The sequence below is a fragment of the Alkalitalea saponilacus genome (assembly GCF_900168165.1).
In the GTDB taxonomy this organism is placed as follows: domain Bacteria; phylum Bacteroidota; class Bacteroidia; order Bacteroidales; family Marinilabiliaceae; genus Natronoflexus; species Natronoflexus saponilacus.
The window spans coordinates 550,896-571,269 of record NZ_FUYV01000001.1; the positions used below are offsets into that span (position 1 = coordinate 550,896).

General features: G+C 37.1%; 14 protein-coding genes. 8 read left to right on the forward strand and 6 right to left on the reverse strand.

The window, feature by feature from the left end; all coding sequences use genetic code 11:
• The first annotated feature begins 10 nt into the window (after positions 1 to 10).
• The 4 genes from B5X70_RS02050 to trpD all read left to right on the forward strand — a co-directional run bounded on the left by B5X70_RS02050 (position 11) and on the right by trpD (position 5,079).
• The gene (locus B5X70_RS02050) at positions 11 to 718 is read left to right on the forward strand and encodes a hypothetical protein (RefSeq protein ID WP_088328566.1); all 708 of its coding nucleotides are present in this window, start codon (positions 11 to 13) and stop codon (positions 716 to 718) included.
• Between the two features lie 731 nt (positions 719 to 1,449).
• Positions 1,450 to 2,865 (forward strand): anthranilate synthase component I family protein, encoded by a 1,416-nt coding sequence (locus B5X70_RS02055; RefSeq protein WP_079556183.1) that lies wholly within the window; start codon positions 1,450 to 1,452, stop codon positions 2,863 to 2,865.
• A 175-nt stretch (positions 2,866 to 3,040) separates the two neighbouring features.
• The gene (locus B5X70_RS02060) at positions 3,041 to 3,610 is read left to right on the forward strand and encodes an anthranilate synthase component II (RefSeq protein WP_079556184.1); all 570 of its coding nucleotides are present in this window, start codon (positions 3,041 to 3,043) and stop codon (positions 3,608 to 3,610) included.
• Positions 3,611 to 4,083: 473 nt separating this feature from the next.
• Positions 4,084 to 5,079 (forward strand): anthranilate phosphoribosyltransferase, encoded by a 996-nt coding sequence (gene trpD, locus B5X70_RS02065; RefSeq protein ID WP_079556185.1) that lies wholly within the window; start codon positions 4,084 to 4,086, stop codon positions 5,077 to 5,079.
• A 125-nt stretch (positions 5,080 to 5,204) separates the two neighbouring features.
• Here the strand turns inward: trpD and B5X70_RS02070 are convergent, their stop codons facing one another.
• From B5X70_RS02070 to B5X70_RS02095, 6 genes are all read right to left on the reverse strand, one after another.
• Positions 5,205 to 6,656: a hypothetical protein gene (locus B5X70_RS02070; RefSeq protein WP_079556186.1), complete on the reverse strand. Its 1,452-nt coding sequence runs from the start codon at positions 6,654 to 6,656 to the stop codon at positions 5,205 to 5,207.
• A gap of 18 nt (positions 6,657 to 6,674) precedes the next feature.
• Positions 6,675 to 7,688, reverse strand: a complete 1,014-nt coding sequence (locus tag B5X70_RS02075) for a S41 family peptidase (protein ID WP_079556187.1) — start codon at positions 7,686 to 7,688, stop codon at positions 6,675 to 6,677.
• 16 nt (positions 7,689 to 7,704) lie between these two features.
• Positions 7,705 to 8,505: a hypothetical protein gene (locus tag B5X70_RS02080; protein ID WP_079556188.1), complete on the reverse strand. Its 801-nt coding sequence runs from the start codon at positions 8,503 to 8,505 to the stop codon at positions 7,705 to 7,707.
• 101 nt (positions 8,506 to 8,606) lie between these two features.
• Positions 8,607 to 9,449 carry a hypothetical protein gene (locus B5X70_RS02085; RefSeq protein WP_079556189.1) on the reverse strand — a complete coding sequence of 281 codons (843 nt, stop codon included), beginning with the start codon at positions 9,447 to 9,449 and terminating at the stop codon, positions 8,607 to 8,609.
• A gap of 11 nt (positions 9,450 to 9,460) precedes the next feature.
• Positions 9,461 to 10,072, reverse strand: coding sequence for a hypothetical protein (locus B5X70_RS02090; RefSeq protein WP_079556190.1), 612 nt, complete (start codon positions 10,070 to 10,072; stop codon positions 9,461 to 9,463).
• Between the two features lie 182 nt (positions 10,073 to 10,254).
• Complete coding sequence (locus B5X70_RS02095) at positions 10,255 to 11,421, reverse strand: hypothetical protein (RefSeq protein ID WP_079556191.1); 1,167 nt, start codon at positions 11,419 to 11,421, stop codon at positions 10,255 to 10,257.
• 340 nt (positions 11,422 to 11,761) lie between these two features.
• On the opposite strand from B5X70_RS02095, the gene B5X70_RS02100 reads away from it, so the two are divergent.
• From B5X70_RS02100 to B5X70_RS02115, 4 genes are all read left to right on the forward strand, one after another.
• On the forward strand, positions 11,762 to 11,968 hold the full coding sequence (locus B5X70_RS02100) for a hypothetical protein (protein WP_079556192.1): 207 nt from the start codon (positions 11,762 to 11,764) through the stop codon (positions 11,966 to 11,968).
• A gap of 288 nt (positions 11,969 to 12,256) precedes the next feature.
• A complete protein-coding gene (locus B5X70_RS02105; RefSeq protein WP_157666473.1) occupies positions 12,257 to 14,944 on the forward strand; it encodes a LuxR C-terminal-related transcriptional regulator in 2,688 nt (895 codons plus the stop codon).
• A 183-nt stretch (positions 14,945 to 15,127) separates the two neighbouring features.
• A complete protein-coding gene (locus B5X70_RS02110) occupies positions 15,128 to 18,262 on the forward strand; it encodes a SusC/RagA family TonB-linked outer membrane protein (protein WP_079556194.1) in 3,135 nt (1,044 codons plus the stop codon).
• A 107-nt stretch (positions 18,263 to 18,369) separates the two neighbouring features.
• A complete protein-coding gene (locus B5X70_RS02115; RefSeq protein ID WP_079556195.1) occupies positions 18,370 to 20,289 on the forward strand; it encodes a RagB/SusD family nutrient uptake outer membrane protein in 1,920 nt (639 codons plus the stop codon).
• The last annotated feature ends 85 nt before the right edge of the window (positions 20,290 to 20,374 follow it).

Consider the following 20,374-nt stretch of genomic DNA (forward strand, 5'->3'; position numbering starts at 1 on the left):
GTTGATTCCAATGATGAAAACACTCTTAATATTCATTCTTCTATCCGGATTTTTCTCTGTAAAATCCCAAATGGTTTATCATGGAGGATTACAAGGCGGCTCTATTGAAGATGAGGTAGAGGTCTTTTGGGGTTTAGGGGGAGGCGTTGGCTATATATTGAAGGATAATCTACATCTTTTTACCGGTATCGGCCTGGATTTTATCTATGTTGTTCCCCCAAACGAGTCCCGAAATATGAAAGATGACAGTTGGTCAACAACAACGGTTTTGCAGCCCGGTTTCTACTCCGGCATACAGTATAATATAAATATCCGCTACAATAAGGAACTCAGACGAAGGTGGGGTTTCTATCCCGATTTAAGGGTTTATTTTCTTCCATATTTGCCACGCAGAGCACAGTGGATAGAGAGTGAGGTTATTAGGGAAGAACCTGTGGCTCCACCAATACCGGGGTATGAACCGCGATTTCCGTTTGGTCCTGTTGAGGAGGTTAATTATTATTATCACAAGGCCAAAGGCAGGTCTGCCTCTGACTTTGGATATGGAATTGGTGGAGGTTTCTTTATCGGAAATTGGGCCAATTATCTTCAAATTCATTTTGAATACAACACCCTAAATCCATTAAGAGTAATTAGTGAATTGGAGGATTATCCCCGAACGGTTTCCGGTAAAGGAGGACAGTTTATTTTGAGACTGTCGGGTGTGGGGCTACTTTGAGAGTTGAATAGGGAACTGTCTTTGTTCATTTCCCCCTTTGGTCAAAAAAAACTCAAAAAATCTTGTATTTTTAAAAATCATTCCCTAAACTTGCAGTACAATAATGACAAAAATCATGACGCAAAGTTTTCGCAATAACAATTGGTGGTGGCACAGTTCATTCCTTATATCGGGAGATGAAACAATGCCCTTGTGACCATTTGCGAAACAAATGATATAATAAGAAAAGGCTTGTCGGACTCCCGACAAGCCTTTTTTTTTGTGCACATTGCATTACTGATGTTTGCCTCTTTTTATTGAGTGTTTGACATCCCCTTCAGGGGATTGAGGGGTGAGCAAAGGTGAATGCTTTTATTAGAAATCATTGGAGTCCGGTTAATTATTTTGAAATCGTGGATTATGCTTTGTTTATTGAGCTGTGGGGCTTTCTTGAAATTTTAGGCTTGCTCTCCGCCTCAGGAAAAAGACGTTAAGAAAATCAATGTTTTTTTCGTTAAGAAAACCGTGCTGTTTGAGCGTAGCGAGTTCACGGTTTTTAAAAAAACACATTTATTTTTAGTCTTTTTCATGCAGCGGCGGCATTTTTTGTTTACTTTTTTTGCTGTTGAAAAAAAGTAAAAGCCCGTGCGGCTAGAGCACTTAAACAATATGAAATTATTTCCTCGGACAAGAGTGATTAGAATTATAAAACCTAAGAAGATGAAATATAAAGAATCCTGAAATACGAAATTATGAAGAATTACAAAATGAATGTTATCTGTAACCGGATTCCTCCCCACATCGGGGATGTTGTGACACCGGTAAGCATCTATCTTACGTTGCGTGATATGTTTCCAAATACCATTTTACTGGAGAGTTCCGATTATCACAGCAATAACAATTCGCTGTCGTTCATCTGTTTTGACCCCATTGCTGATTTTTTGGTGAACAACAATACGGTAACCTGCAAATTTCCAGACGGAAGCATGGAACAAACCGCATTGCCTGCAAAAGAATCACTGGCCGATATCATCAAAGCGTTTTCCGACAGAATTATTGCCGATGACTCCAAATGTCCGGTTAAAGCGTCCGGATTATATGGATATACCACTTACGATTCTGTTCGCTATTTTGAGGATGTCAAACTGGATGTGGATTCATCAGTAGCCCATGCCATTCCCGATATGCGTTATCATTTGTACCGCGGTGTAATTGCCTTTAACCATTTTACCAACCAGTTGTATTTGGTAGAGCATTTGGCAGATGGTGAGGAGAGTCGGAAGGATCAACTCCTTAATGTACTTAAAAACCGTACGGTTCCGTCTTTCCGGTTTGAACCAACCGGAAATGAGGTCTCTCCTTTAACCGACGACCAGTACAAGCAGATGGTCAACAAAGGAAAAGAGCACTGTTTTCGTGGTGATGTTTTTCAGATAGTATTGTCAAGGCAGTTCTCGCAACCTTTTAAAGGTGACGAATTCAATGTTTACAGGGCACTTCGTAATATCAACCCGTCACCATATCTCTTTTTCTTTGATTATGGCGACTACCGTTTGTTTGGTTCATCGCCCGAGAGCCAACTGGTGGTTGAGAATAATGTTGCCACCATTAATCCCATCGCTGGAACCTTTCGGCGTACCGGCGACGATATGAAAGACTTAAAACTGGCCGAAGAACTCGCTGCCGATCCCAAAGAAAATGCCGAACATGTTATGTTGGTTGACCTTGCCCGAAACGATCTGGGGCGAAATTGCACCGAAGTTAAGGTGAAAACTTACAAAGAGATTCAGTATTACAGCCACGTGTTGCATTTGGTGTCGGAGGTGAATGGCAAGTTGAAACCCGGTTCCACAGTTCCCCGTGTTATGGGCGACACATTCCCGGCAGGCACTCTATCGGGTGCACCAAAGTTTAGAGCCATGGAGCTCATCAACAAGTATGAACCACACCAAAGGGGGTTTTATGGTGGATGCATTGGCAAACTTGGACTGGACGGAAGCTTTAATCAGGCCATTGCCATCAGGAGCTTTCTGAGCAAAGGCAATACCCTGTTTTACCAGGCCGGTGCCGGCGTTGTTTCCGAATCAAAAGATGTGAGTGAGCTCAACGAAGTAAACAACAAACTGGGTGCACTTAAAACGGCCATCGAATTGGCTCGCGAGTTTTAATTAGATGATTTAAAGCCCTAAAGGGGCGAAATCAATAGCATAGGGCAGCGCCCTATGTAATTAAGAAGAAATCAAATTAAGTGGTTGCCCTGAAAGGGCAAAAGCATTTTTCGGAGAGTTGCCACAAAACATCGGGGCAACCATCAAAGTGAATATAAAAACAAATTATATCCAAATGAAAATACTAGTATTAGATAATTACGACTCATTCACTTATAATCTGGTTCACTATCTCGAAGAGTTAACAGATGCCCCGGTGGATGTTTTTCGCAACGACCAGATAACCATCGAAGAGGCAGCAAAGTACGATAAAATCGTACTTTCTCCCGGCCCCGGAATTCCCGACGAAGCAGGAATCCTTAAGCCTCTCATAAAAGCACTGGCTCCTACTCACAGCATTTTTGGAGTTTGTTTGGGATGTCAGGCCATTGCTGAGGTATTTGGAGGTTCAATCCTGAATCTTTCCAAGGTATATCATGGCATTGCAACGCCGGTATTGGTCACCGATAAAGAAGAGATTCTTTTCAAGGGATTGCCCGATAAATTCCCGGCAGGTCGTTATCACTCATGGGTAGTGAGAAATGAAGATTTACCCGATGATTTAATCGTCACTTCTGTTGATGAGGAGGGCCAAATCATGGGTTTACGTCATAAAACCCTTGATGTACGAGGTGTGCAGTTTCATCCCGAATCCATCCTCACAGAACACGGCAAAACCATGATAAAGAATTGGCTTTTGGCTTAAATGAGACGAAGTCACACTTTACTCATGCTGTTTTAGTGCAAGGAGTTTTGCATGCAGGGTAGTCAGAGGGGAAAGCGTTGGGATTCATAATTGTGATAAAAATATTAGATGACAGGGCTACGCCCCTTATGCTTTACAAAACAATTGTTTTCTACGAAGATTACAGGGCTAACGCCCCTTAATCATCTTAATGCAAATAAATAGGGGCGTAGCCCTGATATCTTCGTAGAAGTAGATATTGCTAATGGTTTTAGGGGCGTAGCCCTGACATCTTAGAATTATTATATGACCGTACACAACTGAATTTAAACAGATACTTAGCCTTATCTCTTAAATTGAGAATTTTAGTTGTGTCCTCTGAATATTATTTAAATTATGCTTTATCTATTGAGAAATAGTTTTCTTGGATTTTCTTTTTGCCTCAGGAAAAAAGCGTTATCTGTTGTTAATTGTATTTTAAACATCTATTCAAAATGTTACAACCAACTTTAAAAACCCTTTTCGATTATCAGACGTTGTCCCGCGAGGAGGCACGCCAGATACTCGTTAATATAGCCGGAGAGGTATATTCCAAATCGGAAGTTGTTGCCTTTCTTTCAGTATTTATGATGCGCCCCGTTACGGTTGAGGAACTTTCAGGTTTCCGTGATGCCTTATTGGAATTGCGTTTGCCGATTGATTTATCAGACTTTGATACCATCGACCTTTGTGGTACAGGTGGCGATGGCAAAAACACATTTAACATCTCAACGCTGGCATCGTTTGTCACAGCCGGGGCAGGGGTTAAAGTGGCTAAGCACGGCAACTACGGTGTGAGTTCCGGGTGTGGTTCATCCAACATGCTGGAGTATTTGGGTTATAAATTTACCACAGACAACGATTTGCTCAAACGGCAGTTGGACGAAGCAGGCATCTGTTTTCTTCATGCTCCATTGTTTCACCCGGCCATGAAAGCTGTGGCACCCATACGTCGGGAGTTAGGAATTAAGACCTTTTTCAACATGCTGGGCCCCATGGTAAATCCGTCTAACCCTGGTAGTCAGCTGGTTGGAGTGTTCGATTTGGAACTGGCTCGCATTTACCAGTATATTTACCAGCAGGGGGATAAGCGTTTTGCTATTATTCACAGCATCGATGGTTACGATGAGGTTTCGTTAACTGCTCCTTTTAAAGTCATTACCCAAAGCGGGGAGCGGCTAATGACGCATGCCGACTTAAACATGAAGCCCAACACACCTGAATCCATTTCAGGTGGACACGAGGTGGATGAAGCAGCCAAAATATTCACCAAAGTGCTATCGGGAAAAGGAACAGAACCACAAAACAACGTGGTCATTGCCAATGCCGGATTGGCCATCAATTGCATTCAGCCCGAAAAAAGTCTGGACGACTGTCTGGATATGGCTCGCGAATCACTCTTGTCGGGCAGTGCCGAAAAAGTGTTGAAGAAATTGTTGGAGATAAATTAGTTTTTTAATATTGGCTGTTTTTGAAAAAACCGTAAGGAGATAATTATAAATGATTTAAGGGGTTGAAAATTGCCAGTGTGTGTTTATTGTATTAATGAGTGCGGTAGGTTGAGAAATTATAGATTTTAGTTTCTAATAAAAATTCCTGCGATGAATAGAATGATTGTAGCAACGAATAGTAGATTAATCTTACATCTGTTGAAAAATGTAGAACTTTTTTTGATAGGTAACCTGTCTTCCAGTATTATGTTTGTATTGTAGGTGCTTTTTAATGTTTCACCTTGATTATTCATTATACACGAAACACCACACCATGATGATCTGGCAATACTCTTTTGAAAAGTTATGGCTTGGATTTTAGTAATGAGCTTGGTAATGTTTTTGAAGTGTGTATTGTAGAGAAAAGGCTCTCTGGCAACAATCAGGATGAAATCTGTAGAACTATTGATTTGCGTTTTAAGATGATTCTCGAAGAATGATTCATAGCATAAAGATACATGGAAAGTATCTTTTTTGTTAACAAATAGTCGGTTGTTTGTGTTAGGAGTTAAATATGGTGTTGGGTTATATTTTTTAAAGATACCCAACTCTTTGAGTTTGTCTTGAAAGGGTAGTTTCTCTCCAAAAGGAACAAGAATGGATTTGTATCTTTTTTGGATTGTATCATTGTTTAAAGAAACAGCTAATATTTGTTGGTTGCGCCAAGCCTCAAGGTTTGCTCCAAGGACAAGATTCTCGTTTGCTTTTCTGTTTGTTATTATGTTTTGTAGTTTGTTTATTGTTGCGTCTTTTTCAGGAGGTTGGTTTTGCAAGTGTATTATTAATTCTGGAAAGACTGTATAATCGGAAGGTGTTATTGAATCATTCTGGTATTTGGAGAAAATTTTCTCTATCAGCGCTTCCCTATTTGTTTGATTATCGAAACTAAAGACCCTTACAGATACACTATTATCGTTCTGCTTTTGAATAGATAAACCCAAAGAAATGCCCATTGGAAGAAGAATACTTATTATAGTATATAAAAGTGCCCTTTTAATCTCAGTTTGTGCATACATGAATTTCTTTAAACATAGATACAAAAGGATGTTAACTAAAAGAATCCAAGCGCTCCCTCCAAATATACCAGTAAATTGATACCATTGTATTAATTTTGGATAATTGCCAAGAATAATTCCGAGCGAAGAGAATGGTGATTTTAGTGGCCAGTGCAGAAAAAGCTGTTCAATTATTATCCAGCAACAAGCAAATAATAATAGTTTGTTTTTGAGTTTTGTCAAGAAAAATAAAAAAGGAATTATTGTAAACAACGCATACAGGATGATCCCTAATGGTGCAATCCAATTTAAGTAGTCATCCTTAAAGTAAAATAGAAATTGATAATTGAATAGATTCCATATTAAAGAAAAAACAGAAAAATTGGAAACTATTTGACTTTTAGTAGATGTTGTTGTGTTGATTGTATATATTAGTGGAATAGAGAAGATAAATATAAGCCAACTAAAAAGTTGTGAATACGATAGGATTAGTAATGTACCACTAATAATTCCCGCAATAAAATATTTTTTCAGCTGATTCATTTTTCGACCTTATTACTTTTATTTTGTTGTTTGGAGAATGCTGATAGCTATTTCTATTTGTGGGTCTTTACCTGTATCCAAGTGTTCTTCTTTCCAGAAATCTATGAGGGGAATATTTTCAATGTCAGGATTGATTCCGTTTTCAATTAATTTTCTTGCTAGATTGTAATGCTTTGACTGTGTAAATGTCAGACTCCAGCCGGCTGGTAACAGAACACTCATTACGCTACCACCACCTCCACCTGTTGTTTCTCCTATAAGAAAGGCATTGGTATTTTCTTTTAAAATAGATGCAATTCCGTTGCCCATGCTGTAAGTATTTCTGTTGATTAGTACAATTAGTGGCGTTTCTTTTTTTATTATGTTTTCCCCTTTAATTTTTAATGGAATGAGCCCGGAAAAATCATTGTGTCCTTTTCCTGCTTTTGTTTGTTTATAAAATACAACTCTTTCATCTTGCAGGAAAATGCTACAGAAGTTATATCCTGACATATATCCACCAGTGCAGTCACGTAAATCAATTATAAGTCCATTAGAATAATCATATTGGCGGATGTTTAAATCATTCACATTAATTTTTTTGAGACCCGGTAGAATTCGAATATAGCTTATACCTTCGGGGAGTTGTGCCAGATGTAGGTGAGAATATGTTTGGAGATTACTAAAATCATAGGTACTATACACCTTCCCGAACGAAATAGAATAATGTAAAGTGTCATTTAAGAACATTCCGGCGTAATGCCCATCGTTGGAAACAATGGATAAATGTTTATCATTAATGTGGGATAGAATGCTATCAAAAGCCTTAATCATTGCTGAATTGGATCGCACAGTATCAAACACCGGTTGGTAATCAAAATATATGGAATCCCAATTCACCCCTTTTTCTTCAAAAAACACATATCTTTCATCCATTATCTCCCAAAATGATCGAAAAATATTGGAGGGTGATGCATCGTTATTGATAATATCATCGGTGCAGGCCGTTAATATTACGATTATTGGAATTATTGTTTTTATAGAGAGTTTCATTTTGAATATATTTTTTTTAAAAACGAATTCCTACTCCCAAATTATGCTCAATATATTTCTGGCTGTTTTCAAAATTATAGTGATTATAGCTGATTCTCCATGATATGGCTGTTTGATTATTGGCTAATGGAAAGTAAATGGCAATCTTATTTTCAATCATTCGATAGTTGGGGATGGTAGATATTGTATTGATTTTTAAAAAATCCCAATAGTAACTATTATCTATGGACGTTGGAGTGTATTGGAATTCAGGGAAGAATCCGGCTGTGAAAATAGCCACTTTTAAAGATTCTTCAATTGTGATTCTTCCTGCTTGATAGCGGGCAACTATTAATGCATTGCAATTAATTGACCAGTTGCCGTATGGGATTGGGTGATATATATGCTTCCCTCCTGATTCCGTTGGATATATATATTCTCCATAAAATGATATATTTCCCCCCGCTTGGAGGTGAAGTTGATTGTTCTTCAAGTTTAAAGGCCATAAAAGTCCTGGCCCAAGTCTGATTTTAAATCTTCGGAAAAGCGGCTCTGAGGTTGTTAAAACTTTGCTATTTTCCAGATATGAATAATCAAAATTGGCACGAAGAAGGAAGTCTCTTTTCTTAGTTTTATGTTCTTTTTCCATCTGATAAGTAAAGCTCATGCTTCCCCCGGCCAATCCGTTTGGGATAGAATAATAATTTTTGTAGGCTATGGGTCCAATGCCAAATCTGAAGTTATGTAGTGTGCCCCGGCTTTTCGTCTCTTCTTCTTGAGCGACCAGAAGAGTTGATCCTCCAAGATAAATGAGTATTAGAAAAAGTGTAATCTTCAAAACATGTTTTATTTATGAGGCTGTCGCAAAAGTTCAATAAGGAGCTTGATCTGTTTTCAATCACGCAATTTTTGAACTCTTGCGACAGTCTCTTTTTTGTATTATTCTTCTATGTTCCGAATGAGAATAAATGGTAATATCGCATGGCTTTCACCAAATAAGCGATAAGTTGTATTATCAATCGTAGGTGTTTCAATATTTCCTCTTAAAAGTGTAATATAGGTAACAGCTTTATCAGGAATGTTATCAAAGAGACTGTTATTGAGGATTGCTTTTCCATTATCTGTCTCAATTACATCAATATTTCTGATATAATTTTTTTCGTCTCCACCTTCTGTTAATGTTGTTCCCAACCATTCAACCATAACAACTAATCCGTTTGAATTATCAATATCCGGATTCCACTTTAATTCAAACTTATCAAAATAGCAGTAGGGATATAGTTCAGCTTCAGTCTCTATAAGTGGAGAAATGATTTCTACCAGATTGGGAATATACATTTCTACTGTATCTGTTTCTGAATTGTTCCCACTTTTTAGGTTTCCTGTTTTTTTAAGAACGAAAGTGACATTCTGACCATACCAATTGCTTTCAAGATCGCTATCAGTTGAAGAACTCTTTAAAGCATCACGAGACATGCTGATATCAACACCATTAGCACTTATCGAAAGATTGATATTGCTGCTTTTCAGGCTTTGTTGATTTTCCGGTAAAACTGGAGTCAACACGTTTTCTGCCAGAGCATTTTCTTTCATTGTGGAATACCCAATAAGTGGGCCATCCTCTTCCAGATATTTCCCATAAATAGATGGTGTTGTTGTAATAATTTTTTCGGATGATTTATTTACATGTTCAACCGCAATGCCTTGTGGTGAATCGTTTTCAGAATCAATGTTACAGGAAACGACTAATACCAATATAAAGATATATAGATAATTTTTCATTGTTACTTGATTTAAAATTTTAGTTCTTGGAATCTTCCATCAATATAAATGATTTTGCCAATTGATGGCCCTTTGGTCTGCTTATAAACGCCTGAAAAGACACCTTGCTGCCCGCTATGAACCCCATATGGATTATTTGCTGGTAGCGTTTTTGTCCAAATAACATAACCCTCTCCGCCTTTTAAATCCCTATGAGGCCCTGATTTTATTTCAATTTTCACTGTAGGGGTATTGCCGTTTGATGGAGCTGTTAAGCTAGTTAGACCTCTTGTCCAGACATTCGAAGAATAGTTGCTTTTAGTAAATGTCTGTGATCTACTTGTGGTTCCTGTGCATTGTTTTGCTGTTGTGGTTATTTTAATTTCAGATTTTTCTTGCTCAAAATGGGATCCAAAAATTGCAGTAAAATCGGGGATACTCATCGGATAAATACTGTGAAAGAAAAAAAGGCCTTCCGAGGGTCTATTTAATTGTACAGAAACAAAAGATATTCTCTCCTTATGTTCCCATTTACAAACAGGATTAGAAGCCCCAGGGTTTCCAACTCCGGAATCTTTGCAATTTGCAAAAAAGAATAGAGATGCTATTGCAAAAAAGATTAAAATGAAACTATTTCTTTTCATTTTCGTTGTATTTTTGTGTTGAGAGGTGCAACTCTCAAGTTAAACTTAGGTTTGAGCCCCCTTTTTTCGAAATGTTTCGGCTTTCGGGAATTGTGGGGCTTCATTTAATTTCCTTTTCCGCACGCATACCTTACTGTTCTTCAGGTAATTGTTCTTATTTAAGCGCTATATGCTTTTTAATTTTAGTTTTTACAGTTATCATTAATTAATTCTTCTTTTGAAGGATTAAAGCCATTATTATTTATTGACACTTTTACGTTGTTTTTGCGAATAATTATTTCACTAATTGAGCAGAAGTTAGTGAGTTGCGGATTTGGTGCGATAAGATTAGTCGTCCCCCCAATATTTATTTCGTCTGTTATTGTTGATAGAGATTCGAGCCCTTGTAGACTTTTCAATGCCGGATTGTATGCTATATATAGTGAACCGCCAATTAGTTTAAGACTCTTCAGACCATCAAAGTTTATTAGGTTATTATTGTGGGCAATAACAAAGTCTTCTTGAATGTTCTTTAAATTACTCAAGCCTTTGAAATCTGTGAGACTATTATTGTGTTCTACTCTAAATACACCTTTAATATTAATAAGACCGTTGAGACCAAAAAGCATTGACACATTAGCATTTCCGTAAATCCACAGATTTCCGTATATATCTTTAATGTTTTGAAGTCCCAGTAAGGATTCTATTTTGGCATTGTAATCGATAGTTAAATTTTCTTTGATTTTTGCAAGATTTTCTAAACCTTGAAGTGTCGTTAAAGAATCATTATGAGAGATAGTTAGTGATTTCAAGACTGTAATATGTTCAGGGAGACAAATGCTTTTTAATTTGTTGTTTCTTGAAATATATAGGCTGAAAGGTGATGTAATAATAATTCCTTCTAAATTTGCTAATATGGGATTTTCAGATATAACCAGTTCTCCGTTATAATATTCTAGCTTTTTTAGACCGATAAGTGAAGTTAGATTTTTATTAGTATCGATGCTGATAAAATTCCCTACATGTTCCAGTCCTGATAGGCCATTAATATTAGAAAGAGCAAAATTATTGGAAATGTAAAGAGAACTGTCAATAGATTTTAGATTCTCTAAACCATCTAATGATTCCAACATGTTATTGTTCCGGATAAAAAGTGACCCGCCGATATGAATAATATTTCGTAGGGGTGTTAAATCTCTTATGTATTCTCCACTGATGGTGAGATTGCCAGGTGTTTTTGATAATTTAAAATTATTAACCTCTTCCTGAGTAGTTAGAAATAAATCAGGAGGTATTGTGTCATCTTTTTTACACGATAAGAATGCTAACAAAAAGGAAATTAGTAGAAGATTTGGGTAGGATTTTATCATTTTGGGTTTTAGGTTTTAATGTGTTTCTTACTTTATAATAGTTCGGTAAACTTTTATGTTTATCTGATTTCCAGGTATATGTTAAATTATATATCGAACACGTAATTTGCTTATAGTTAAGTGTTTGTCTAATAACTAGATGTCTAAAACTCTAACGATCTATTGGCTTTATTATGTTGCAAACATATTAATTAAAAATTAAATTTCATATATGGGGGGGGGTAATTTATATTTTTTTTAAATTAGGCTTGTCTCAATCAATTAAATTCACAAAAGTTTGAATTTAAGTTTTATAGTGCGATAATAGCTGAAAGCCTCAATCTATATATGAATACATGAAGTGGATGAAGCAGCCAAAATATTCACCAAGGTACTTTCAGGTAAAGGCACTGAACCACAAAACAATGTGGTCGTTGCCAATCCCGGATTGGCCATCAATTGCATCCAGCCCGAAAAAAGTCTGGACGACTGTCTGGATATGGCTCGCGAGTCGCTCTTATCAGGAAGTGCCGAAAGGGTGTTGAAGAAATTGTTGGAGATTTCCTGAATACAAGTGAGTTATGTGGTTTGAACAGAAAGGATTTCCTGCACCGAAAAGGGCTCAACGGCCTTTTCGGTTGAAAATATTCTCCGGAAATTTCAACTATTAATAGACTCATTATGCTATCGAATCACATCTTGCATCTCAGATTTATTTGAAAATTTCTTACTTTTATAAACGGTATAGTGTTTTTGATTAGGCAGACACATGGTCATGCAGTTTACATATTAAAACAAATCTATGCGTTTGTAAATGTTGTGGATAAATAAAATGCTTTTAAAAAGCAGTTTTTTTATGGGAAAAGATTCAATGGCTAAAATTTTATTGATATTTTATTTTATATCAATAGGCGGAGAAGACATGTTTTCGTCCATGAGAATACCATTAGTGAGATCTTTTGAAAAATCTGATTATCATGCTGGAAGGCAGAATTGGGATGTTGCAGTAGATAAAGATGGTATCATTTACTTTGCAAATACGGATGGTTTACTATCTAATATTTACGGAGAGTGGAATCTTCTGAAACTTGAAAAAGGAGGCAGTGTTAGATCTTTGCATGTTGGAAATGATACTATTTGGGTGGGAGGCCATGATGAGTACGGTTACTTTTTTAAAAGTGATGATGGTATTCTGGAGTACAATAAGCTTGGTGATTTGGACAATGAAATTATTTGGAATGTCATCGAGCATGAGGAACAAATTATTTTTCAATCATATTTGAATGTTATTGTTTACGATAAAGCTAATAAGCAAATTAGCTATAAAATGTTAGGGAATTACTTTTGGGCAATAATTGAATGGAGGGATGAGTTGTGGGCTATTACCATGCAAGGGGTTATTGGTGTTATCAGAGATGATAGATTTTATCACAGAGAGACATTTACTCAACAAATATTATCAGAGGTACGTGATGTCTTTATTCATAATGACCAACTTTTTATTGTTTCTCTGGATGATGTTTTTGTTTATGACAAAAACACTTTAACTCAATTTGATTTTGGGGGTAATCTGGATGATTTACAGTTTTTTACGGGAACTTCACTGGATAATAGCACCTTTCTATTAGGCACAGTTACCGATGGGTTATTAATTATTGATTATTCTACCGGGAACATTTCTTCAATAGGCAAAGCTGATGGATTGCTTGATAATACTGTTTTGAGTATAGAAACTAATGATGGCAATACCGTTTGGCTAGGTCTGGATTATGGAATCGCAAAGATTGATTTAAAGCGAACAATCCATCCAATATTTGCGGATGGAGCCACTTACCATATTAAAGCCACAGGGAATAATTTTTACTTATCGACAAATAAGGGAGCTTTTATTTCGGAAAACAATCAACCATTCCAATTTATCAATGGCAGTGCCGGACAGGTATGGCGAATCAGAGAGATTAATAATATTATTTATATCTGTCATAATAAAGGCCTATATAAAATTAATCATAATAAACTGGTACCTCTCTTCGAAGATACAGGCGTAATGGATATTGTCCGGTTTGGACAATCAGATTACTATTTGCTATCTGCATATACGGGTGTATTATTGGCGAAATATTTACATGGTAAGTTTCATGTAGTTGCGAATCTCAATATATGGGGGAATCCAAAATTGCATTATGATTCGCAGTTGGATTGTATTTGGGGCGATACAAAGCAGAAACCTATGGTGCAGTTTGTGTTAAATAACGACAGGGTTGAGATTAAGCATTATGATGAAATTGAGCGCTTCTTTGAATCCCAAGTGGGTTTGGTTTTTTATAACGGAACAAATTTAATGGCTTACGAATCAGAATTTGATGCGTTTGTTGTGATGCGGCAACCTCCATTTAGTTATGTCGCTGAAAGCGGAATTTCAGTTTTGGATATTTCAATGAATAAGGGAGTTGTTGCCTATGTTGCGAACGATGAAATCAAACTTTTTTCAATATTGCCAGATGGAACAGTTCATTCCTATGATAAGTTTATAAGTTCTGTTAATGATGATTTAATTAGATCAGATCCTTATTTATTTTTAAATAATAATGAACTTTTAATAGCTACAGATAGAGGGGTGGTAATTTTTAATTTGGAATATCAGTCATTGTCAATTCAAGAGAAACCTGTAATTACCTCAGTGAATATAGGGTCAAATGGCATATATCAAAAGCTCTTTTTCCCTTTTAGAGATAGTGTAATTAATCTGCCTAAAGGAAGATATGATTTGCAGTTTCAATTTGCTTCACCTTATTCAGATTATGAGTTTACCGAGTATAGATATAAGCTGGAATCTTATGATAAGGAGTGGACTGAATGGGATAATATAAGCAATAGAAAAGAATATACCAGGATTGGAGGTGGAGAGTATCGATTTTTGCTTGAATCAAGAGTAAATCAATCGGTAATTAACCAAACAGAATTAACAATTATTGTTAATCGTCGGTGGTTTCAAAATTTGTTGGTTGTTATTCCTATAATTATAGTTAGCTTGTTTCTATTTGGTTATGTTGCGTTTTTGATTATAAAGGTTATAAAAGAAAAAGTTCATTTAAACAAGTTAGCTTATGAAAAGCACCTGAAGGACGAGGCCGTCAAGTCAAAGAATGAACAGTTGATACAATTCCTTGAAGTTATATCACATAAAAACAGTTTCCTGCAGGATATCAAAGGTATCCTTACCAGAATGCGCAATTCAGAGGCAACCCGATGGGTTACAAAAATCGATGATGAGCTTAACAGTGAAAAGAAACTGTTTCTATATAGCCAGCTTCTCTCCGAAAACAATCAGGAGTTCGTAGTGCGCATCTCTAAAAATTATCCAGCTCTAACTGATAATGATATACGCATAATTTCTTTAATTCGAACCAACATGAGTTCAAAAGAAATTGCTGCAATTCTCAATATTTCCAGTAGCAGTTTTGATACCAGTCGTTATCGGATTCGTAAAAAGTTAGGGTTGAATCGTGATGACGATTTAAATTCTTTTATTAGAAATTTGTAATATTTCACATTTGCAAATTAAACACCATCAGGTGTTTATGGTTGCATGTCTAGATTCTGTTAAAACTCACTTCGGCTTGCATAGAGTAAATCTAGACGACAGATTTGATATGTTGCTATCGATCGAATATCCTTGTGTTTCGATTAAGAAAGTTAATAGCAAATAATTATCAATTCTGAATCTATGAATTTAAGAAGACTATCTACAGTATTTTTATTGTTGGGGCTAACTGCAGTTAGCTATTCTCAGTCTAAGCTAATTAGAGGACTTATAGTAGATCCCGATGGAGATCCTTTAACCGGGGTTAACGTTGTTCAAAAAAACACTACTAATGGAGTCATCACTAATTTTGATGGGCGTTATGTTATTCAAAACATCGCAGAAGGTGATACTCTGGTTTATTCTTTTATTGGCTTTGAAACTGCAGAACGGATTGTTGGCAGTTCCAACGAAATAGATGTTATGTTGGATGATGCAGCTTCTTTACTGGGAGAAGTGCAGGTAGTGGCTTTCTCGAAGCAGAGAAAGGAAAGTGTAATCGGTTCCATTACTACAATAAGACCAGCAGAACTAAAACAACCTGCATCTAACCTAACAGCTGCGCTTGCCGGAAGAATGGCAGGGATTGTTTCATATCAGCGATCGGGTGAACCTGGAAGAGATAACGCTGAGTTTTTCATCCGCGGTGTTACATCTTTTGGTTATGCAAATAGCCCATTGATTTTGTTAGACGGATTTGAAATATCTTCAGAGGATTTAGCCCGGATTGAACCTGACAACATTGCTAGTTTTTCAATCATGAAGGACGCCACATCTACGGCATTATATGGTGCTAGGGGTGCCAATGGAGTTATATTGGTTAACACAAAGGAAGGTAGAGAGGGGAGAGCGAGAATTACCGCTCGCGTCGAAACATCTATTTCCAGCCCCACTAAAATGAATTCTTTTCTTAGCGGAGTTGATTACATGGAGCTATATAATAAGGCGCTTCGCACCCGGGTTCCTGAAGCGCAACTTTTCTATTCAAAAGATAAGATAGAGAATACACGCAATGGGGTTAATCCTTACATTTATCCGAGTGTCGATTGGTATGATGAGTTATTCAAAAGTCATACCTATAACAGACGTGCTAATCTAAATGTGACCGGTGGAGGTGCTGTTGCTCAATACTACGTTTCAGCATCTTTCAATAACGAAACAGGTTTGCTTAAAGTAGATAATCATAACAACTTTAATAACAACATCGATATAAATCGTTACAATTTAAGAGCTAATGTCAATATTAATCTCTCTAAAACAACTAAGCTCTCCACCAAACTTTATTCATTGTTTACTCAATATGATGGGCCATCGGAAAATGCTTCTAATATTTTCAGAAGCGTAATGAATGCCAATCCTGTAACCTTTCCTAAATATTTTCCAAGAGGAACTAATGTGTTAATTGGTTCAAGTTCAACTGAATTTGTAAACCATACGATGTTTGGAAACAGAAGTCGCGGAGGTGGTCAGTTTTATCCAAATCCCTACGCGGACATGGTTAAGGGGTATAGAGATGAGTTTTCGTCCACCATCCTATCTCAGTTTCAAATAGAGCAAGATCTCAGTGTTATTACCCAAGGTTTATCAGCAAGGGGTATGGCTGCAATCAGGAATTACAGTTCTTATGGTAGTAGCAGAAGTTTCCAGCCCTTTTATTATGATGGGTTGTCTTATTTGCCATCGACTCCTCAGGATCCTGAAGGGACTATCATCATACAACAATTAAACGAGGGTACAGAGTATTTAGCCGATCCTACTACGTGGACTAATGCAAATAGTCGGGTTTACTTCGAACTGGCCACTATTTATGACCATGATTTTGGAAAACATAGTGTTGGTGGGTTATTAGTTTTCACACAAGAAGAGCGTTTAAATACTATTCAAGGCAGTAACAATATATATACTTCCTTGCCTGCACGAAACATGGGATTAGCTGGTCGTACTACTTATGGTTTTGACAACAAGTATTTTGTTGAGTTAAACTTCGGTTATAACGGTTCTGAGCGTTTTGCCAAAGATAACCGGTTTGGATTTTTCCCATCGGCGGGTGTTGCTTATACCATTTCGGAAGAAAATTTTTGGGCTCAATTAAAACCAACAATTAGTCAGCTGAAGCTTAAAGCTACATATGGATTAGTTGGTAATGATGCCATTTCCGCAGAAAGTGATCGCTTCTTCTATATGTCGAATGTCAATATTAATTCAGGTGGGCGAGGTTATGCATGGGGACAGGACTTTTCTACCTGGTATAATGGGTACAATATTCATCGCTATGCAAATGAATCGGTAACATGGGAAATAGCTGAAAAATTGAATCTTGGTCTGGAGATGACATTGTTTGATAGGTTAACTATACAGGGAGATTATTTTCGTGAAAATCGAACAAATATTTATATGCCATATGAGTATATTCCAGCCACAAGTGGCCTGGCGGCAACAATACGAAGTAATATTGGTGAAGCTTTTTCACATGGCTTTGACGGTTCAGTTGATTATAACCACTCTTTTTTTAATGGGTTATATTTAATTGGCCGTGCTAATTTTACTTATGCAACAAATGAAATAGTTGCAAATGGAGAGCCCCAGTATCCCTACGATTATATGAGTCGTGTTGGGCAACCAATTAATCAAATATGGGGCTTAGTGGCCGAAAGGCTGTTTATTGATGAGGCCGATATTCAAAACTCTCCTGTGCAGACTTTTGGCACTAACTATTTGCCGGGTGATATCAAATATGTGGACATTAACAATGATGGCAGAATTGACGAGAATGATCGAGTCCCAATCGGTTTTCCTACTGTTCCAGAAATAATATATGGTTTTGGAATCACCGCCGGATATAAAGGCATCGATGCATCTTTTTTCTTTCAAGGTTCCGCACGTTCATCGTTTATGATTGCACCGGATGGGATTGCTCCATTTGTTAATGAGCGAAATGCACTGAATATTATTGCAGACAACCACTGGTCAGATTTCAACCCAGACCCTTATGCATTTTGGCCCAGACTGAGTACGACACCAATTGAGAATAATGAGCAGCCCTCAACCTGGTGGTTGAGAGATGGAAGCTTTTTGAGACTTAAAAGTTTTGAAGTGGGGTATACTTTGAACCAATCTGCATTGCAAAGATTATCAGTTGACAACTTAAGATTATACCTAAGCGGTAACAATTTGTTTTACTTCAGCAAATTCAAAGAGTGGGATCCGGAGATGGGTAGTAATGGCTTGGGTTACCCTACCCAACGTATATTTAATATTGGGATGAACGTAACATTTTAATAGAATAGTAGATGAAACGCACATGAGTAAGAAACTTACAACAAGAAAATGTAAATATCAGCTCGTGAAAGTTTTATTTGACCAATAACTGAATAAAATATATACAAATGAGATATCATACAAAATTACTTGCTATACTGTTGATCGCAATAAGTGGCTCAAGTTGCGATTATTTGGATATTGTACCTGAAAAAACACAGGAATTGTCTATGGTTTTTGAGCGAAGAGAACAAGCTTATAAGGCTTTGGCTACTTGTTATTCCTATTTGCCCCTAAGTGATGATTTATATGGGACACATGGTTTGATGACAGATGAGCTAACCACCCCTATCCGTCAAGCGGTTAATGGTATTGAGATCATGAGGGGGCAACAATCAGTTGACAATCCATTGTTGTCATATTGGCAAGGTTTTAACGGGGGGGTGTGGCAACCTTCTTTGTATAATGCCATTTATGACTGTAATATCTTTTTGGAGAATATTGTAAATGTGCCTGATATGACAGATAGGGAAAAGCGGGAGTGGAGCGCAGAAGTGAGGTTTTTAAAAGCCTATTATCATTTTTTGTTAGTCATGCGTTATGGCCCCATTCCAATCATGGATAAGAATTTTCCTATATCTGCATCGCCTGAGGAAGTAAGAGTCTTTCGAAATTCAATTGATGAATGTTTTGATTATATAGAGAAAGAGATTGACTTGGCCATCTCTGATTTGCCTGCACGAGTGGCTAATACTAACTTTTTTGGTCGTGTTGATCGTACGATTGCTGCAGCCATTAAGTCCAGAGTTTTGCTGTATGCAGCCAGTCCATTATTTAATGGTAATGCACAATATTATGCAGGCTATACTGATAAGAATGGTAAGGAATTATTTAATACCAGTTACGATAATGACAAGTGGAGGAAAGCTTTGGAAGCTGCAGAATATGCTATTGAACTGGCTGAGAGTAACGGTGTAAGAATGTATTATTTTGATGGTGAGTATCGCGACTATGATAATGCCGATGTCATGTATATACCTGAGTTTACCGAGGCGCTTTATAGCTACAAATTCATGTTTGTTAATCGTTGGAACAGTGAATTAATTTGGGGTTTGTCGAGGGTTAATACGTCCTGGCATCAAATTCAGGCAACCACCTTAATAAAAAATGCTGCTGCATCCAGTAATGAAGCTGCCTGGCAATGGTTGTCACCTACTTACCGAATGGCCGAATTATACTACACCCAAAATGGCTTACCTATTGATCAGGATTTAACTTTTGATTATGATAATAGGCATGAACTGAGAAGAGGGGCAAGTGCAGATTTTAGTGTTTTTGTCGTGCAAATAGGGCAGGAGACCGTGCAATTGCATTTCGACAGGGAGCCCAGATTTTATGCAACCATTGCATTTGACAGAGGTTACAACCGGGCGCATGGCATTAAACAGCATTTAAGAATGCGTAATGATGAAGTTCCTGGTGGTAAAAGGGGGAGCTCAAATGATTATTTGATTACCGGATATGGATTAAAAAAATATGTTCACCCGGATTCACAAGGGGATGGTTATGGTAATCTGGTTAATTATCCATGGCCGCTAATTCGTATGGCTGAACTTTATTTGAACTATGCCGAAGCTTATAACGAATATGTTGGACCGGGTAATGAGGTTTATGAAGCTCTTAATGAAGTGAGGCAAAGGGCTGGTTTGCCAAATGTTGAAGATGTTTGGTCAAATGCTTCTTTAGCCAAGACAGTTGGTAAGCACACCTTTAAAGATGGGTTACGTGAAATTATTCAACAAGAGCGTTTGATTGAATTGGCATTTGAAGGTCATCGATACGATGATATTCGACGTTGGAAGAAAGCCGAAGATTACTTTACTATTCCGGTAAAAGGCTGGGATGTAGAAGAGAATCAGATAGATCGATTTTACACCCTCATTAACGTTGGAGAGCGCTCATTCATCACACCACGTGATTATTTTCACCCAATTAGAACGGGGGAGCTATCCAGAAATCCAAATCTGATTCAGAATTTAGGTTGGTAATGACCAAATTAATTTGCTTAAAGGAAGCTATTAAAGTGGAAATACTTAGGAAATGCGTGTGACGCAGAAACTCTCAGCAAAGAAA

Excerpts from the sequence above, each read along its gene's own strand:
- B5X70_RS02050 (WP_088328566.1), top strand. The coding sequence starts at position 11 with ATGATGAAAACACTCTTAATATTCATTCTTCTATCCGGATTTTTCTCT.
- B5X70_RS02055 (WP_079556183.1), top strand. The coding sequence starts at position 1,450 with ATGAAGAATTACAAAATGAATGTTATCTGTAACCGGATTCCTCCCCAC.
- B5X70_RS02060 (WP_079556184.1), top strand. The coding sequence starts at position 3,041 with ATGAAAATACTAGTATTAGATAATTACGACTCATTCACTTATAATCTG.
- trpD (WP_079556185.1), top strand. The coding sequence starts at position 4,084 with ATGTTACAACCAACTTTAAAAACCCTTTTCGATTATCAGACGTTGTCC.
- B5X70_RS02070 (WP_079556186.1), bottom strand. The coding sequence starts at position 6,656 with ATGAATCAGCTGAAAAAATATTTTATTGCGGGAATTATTAGTGGTACA.
- B5X70_RS02075 (WP_079556187.1), bottom strand. The coding sequence starts at position 7,688 with ATGAAACTCTCTATAAAAACAATAATTCCAATAATCGTAATATTAACG.
- B5X70_RS02085 (WP_079556189.1), bottom strand. The coding sequence starts at position 9,449 with ATGAAAAATTATCTATATATCTTTATATTGGTATTAGTCGTTTCCTGT.
- B5X70_RS02090 (WP_079556190.1), bottom strand. The coding sequence starts at position 10,072 with ATGAAAAGAAATAGTTTCATTTTAATCTTTTTTGCAATAGCATCTCTA.
- B5X70_RS02095 (WP_079556191.1), bottom strand. The coding sequence starts at position 11,421 with ATGATAAAATCCTACCCAAATCTTCTACTAATTTCCTTTTTGTTAGCA.
- B5X70_RS02105 (WP_157666473.1), top strand. The coding sequence starts at position 12,257 with ATGGGAAAAGATTCAATGGCTAAAATTTTATTGATATTTTATTTTATA.
- B5X70_RS02110 (WP_079556194.1), top strand. The coding sequence starts at position 15,128 with ATGAATTTAAGAAGACTATCTACAGTATTTTTATTGTTGGGGCTAACT.
- B5X70_RS02115 (WP_079556195.1), top strand. The coding sequence starts at position 18,370 with ATGAGATATCATACAAAATTACTTGCTATACTGTTGATCGCAATAAGT.